A 3501-nucleotide genomic window follows, 5' to 3' on the forward strand; every position below is an offset into this window, starting at 1 on the left:
CGGCGGCGGGGCCTCGCCGCCCTTGGGGCCCGGCACGCCGCGGAACCCGTACGGGCCCGGGTCGCGGCCGGGCTGGACGTACCAGCACTCTCCCGCGGCGCCGTCGGCGAGCATCCGCTCCACGGCGTCGGCGACGTCGCCGGCCGAGAGCAGCGGGAACCCGGAGAACTGGTCGCGCACGTGCGCGATCAGCGCGGTGTCGGCGAACCCGGGGCACAGCGCCATCGCCCGGATGCCCTCGGGCGCGAGCGTGGCGGCCGCGGAACGCACGTAGCCGACGACGGCGTGCTTGGTGAGCGTGTAGATGGCGTCGCCGGGCAGCGGGACGAGGCCCGCGAGCGAGGAGGTCGCGATGACCGTCCCGCCGCCGGTGCGCCGCAGCGCGGGCACGGCGGCCGTGAGACCGAAGACCACGTGGTCGACGTTCACCCCGACGACGCGGCGGTAGGCCTCGACGTCGAGGTCGGTGATGCCGGACTGCCCGCCGACGGACCCGGCGTTGAGGTGCACGACGTCGAGGCGCCCGCCCCACGTCTCGGCCTCGGCCACCGCCGCGCCCATGGCCTTCGGCGAGGTGACGTCGCAGGCGATCGCGAGGCCCCCGACGTCGTCGGCGACGCGCGCGGCGGCCGTCGCGTCCCGGTCGACGACGGCGACCTTCGCGCCCGCCCCGGCGAGCCGGCGCACGACCGCCTCACCGATGCCCGAGGCGCCCCCGGTCACGAGGGCGACGGTCTCCGGTGTGATCAGCACGTCCGCAGGATCCTCTCGAGCACGCGGGTGCCGAAGTGCAGCGCATCGACGGGGACCCGCTCGTCGGTGCCGTGGAACAGGGCGGTGAAGTCGAGGTCGGGAGGCAGGCGCAGCGGGGCGAACCCGAAGCAGCGCATCCCGAGCTTCTCGAACGCCTTGGCGTCGGTCCCCCCGGACATCATGTAGGGCAGCGTGTGGCAGCCCGGGTCCTCGGCCTGGACGGCGGCGGTCATGGTGTCGACGAGGTCGCCGGAGAACGCGGTCTCGACGGCGGGCAGGTTGCGGATCCACTCCCGCTCGACGTCGGGCCCGAGGATCTCGTCGAGCTCGCGCTCGAAGGCCTCCTGCCGGCCGGGCAGCACGCGGCAGTCGACGGTGGCCTCGGCGACCGCCGGGATGACGTTGGCCTTGTAGCCCGCGGAGAGCATCGTCGGGTTCGCGGTGTCGCGGGTGGTCGCGCCGACGACGCGGGCGACCCCGCCCAGCTTGGCGACGGCGCCGTCGAGGGCGGCGGCCGACTCGGTCGGGAACTCGATCCCGGTGAGCGCGGTGATCTCGTCGAAGAACCCCTGCACCGACTCGGTGAGCACCAGCGGGAAGCGGTGGCGGCCGAGGCGGGCGACGGCCTCGGCGAGGATCGTCACGGCGTTCTCGTCGTGGACCATCGAGCCGTGCCCGGGGCGGGAGCGCACCCGCAGCCGCATCCACGCGATCGACTTCTCGGCGGTCATGACCGGGTAGACCCGCAGGTCCTCCCCGAGGGTCACCGAGAACCCGCCGACCTCGCCGAGGGCCTCCGAGCACCCCGCGAAGAGGTCCGGACGGTGCTCGGCCAGCCAGTGCGAGCCGTACGCGCCGCCGGCCTCCTCGTCGGCGAGGAACGCGAAGACCAGGTCGCGCGGCGGGACCACGCCCTCGGCGCGGAACTGGCGCGCGAGCGCCAGGATCATCGCGTCCATGTCCTTCATGTCGACCGCGCCGCGACCCCAGACGTAGCCGTCCTGCACCGCCCCGGAGAGCGGGTGCACCGACCAGTCCTCGGCGGTGAAGGGCACGACGTCGAGGTGGCCGTGCACGAGCAGCGCCGGGCGGGAGGAGTCGGCGCCGGGGAGACGGCAGAAGGCGTTGTGCCGGCCGGGCGCTCCCGACTCGACGATCTCGGTCCCGTAGCCGACCTCGCGCAGCTTCGCGTCCACGTAGGCCGCGGCCTCGGCCTCCCCGGTGGTGGTCTCCAGCTCGCCGGTGTTGCTGCTGTCGATCTGGATCAGCTCGCTGGTGAGCTGCACGACCTCGTCCTCGGCGGCACCCATGAGGGCGCATCCTGCCAGCCCCGGCTCCACCCCGTGTGATCGTCGGGTGGGGCGTCGCGTAAGCTCTCTTCCCGCAGGTCCGAGTGGCGGAATGGCAGACGCGCTAGCTTGAGGTGCTAGTCCCCGAGTAGGGGGTGGGGGTTCAAGTCCCCCCTCGGACACCCAGTGCTGTCGAATCCCCGGCTCGTCGGGAGTCTGCCGTGATGAGCCCGGTGCGGCGCCCCGACGCCGAGCAGGCCGCAGGACCGATCGCGTTCGCGGTGGTCCTCGTCGTGGTCTCCACCCACCTGTCGACGAACCTCGGCGGTCCGACCGTCGTGGTCACCTACGCGATCGCGACGGGGCTCACGACGCTGCTCCTGGTCCCGCTCGCGATCGAGCGCCTGCAACGCGCACCGTCGTGGGTGCTGCCCGCGCTCGTCGCTGCGTGCCTCGCGGCGCTGGTGACGGTGTTCGTCGTCGGGGTCCCGGTGTCGGTGAACCACGTCCTGGGCGTCGGCAGCGACCGGGCCGACGCGTTGGACGTCGCCTGCTCCGAGCTCGCCGCCGGGCGCTACCCCTACGCCGCGACGACCTACCTCCAGAACCCGATCACCCCGCTCCCCGGCGCGCTGGTGCTGGCCGCGCCGTTCCGGTTCGTGCTCGGTTCCGCGGCGTGGCAGAACGTGGCGTGGACGGCGCTGCTGCTGCCGGTCCTGAACGGCGGGTGGCGGCTGCGCCCGGGCCCGACGGTGCTGTGGGCGCTGACCGTCGTCTACGGCCTGGAGGTCTGGCGCGAGTTCCTCATCGGCGACGACCTCGTCACCGGCGCCGTGCCCGCCCTCGCCGCGGTCGCGTGGACGCTGCGGGCGGCCCGCCCGGGGCCGGACGGGTCGGTGCGGATCCTGGCGGCGGCCGCGGTCGCGCTCGGCGTGACGACCTGCACCCGCCCGCACCTCGCGCTCGTCGTGGTGATCGTGGCGGTGGCGGTCGGGCTGCACGCGGGACGCCGGCGGGCGGTGCTCGTGGGCGGTGTCGCGGCGGCGGTCTGGGCGGTGCTGATCACGCCCTTCCTGCTCGGGGGGCTCGCGCGCTTCTCCCCGCTGCACGTCGCGGCGAAGGTGACCGCCCAGCGGGGGCTCTCGGTCGGGATCGTCGTGATCGCCCTCGGGGCCGCGCTGCTGCTCGCCGCCGTCCTGTGGCGGCTGCGGCCCGCCTCGGCCGAGGCCGTGGGCTGGTGCTGCGCCGCGGTGATGTTCGCGCCGTCGGTGCTCTCCCTGACGCGTGCGCTGGCCGAGACCGGCGCCGTGTGGTCGGCGGACCTGACGCTCGGGGCGGGCGCGGTGCCGTTCGCGGTGTGGGCCCTCGCCGTCCGCGACCGGGCGACGGCGGCCGCCACGCGAGGGGAGCGATCGGTCGCTCTACCCGCCTGAGGGTTCCCCTCGCGCGGCCCGGAACG

Annotated in this window: 3 protein-coding genes and 1 tRNA gene; 2 read left to right on the plus strand and 2 right to left on the minus strand. The window is 74.8% G+C overall.

Translation table 11 applies throughout. The features are described 5' to 3' along the window. Together AC0CYZ_RS19310 and AC0CYZ_RS19315 are read right to left on the minus strand one after the other, a co-directional pair. Positions 1-753 (minus strand): SDR family oxidoreductase (locus AC0CYZ_RS19310; protein ID WP_472218252.1); only part of this gene is annotated, 753 nt, incomplete at its 3' end. Further along, complete coding sequence (locus AC0CYZ_RS19315; RefSeq protein WP_472218254.1) at positions 747-2063, minus strand: M20/M25/M40 family metallo-hydrolase; 1317 nt, start codon at positions 2061-2063, stop codon at positions 747-749. The genes AC0CYZ_RS19310 and AC0CYZ_RS19315, both read right to left, overlap by 7 nt. A gap of 77 nt (positions 2064-2140) precedes the next feature. Between AC0CYZ_RS19315 and AC0CYZ_RS19320 the strand changes: the two genes are divergently transcribed. Together AC0CYZ_RS19320 and AC0CYZ_RS19325 are read left to right on the plus strand one after the other, a co-directional pair. Next, positions 2141-2224, plus strand: a tRNA-Leu gene (locus AC0CYZ_RS19320). 42 nt (positions 2225-2266) lie between these two features. Continuing rightward, positions 2267-3475, plus strand: a complete 1209-nt coding sequence (locus AC0CYZ_RS19325) for a hypothetical protein (RefSeq protein ID WP_472218256.1) — start codon at positions 2267-2269, stop codon at positions 3473-3475. Positions 3476-3501: the final 26 nt, after the last annotated feature.

The sequence above is a fragment of the Actinomycetospora sp. genome, assembly GCF_055612215.1.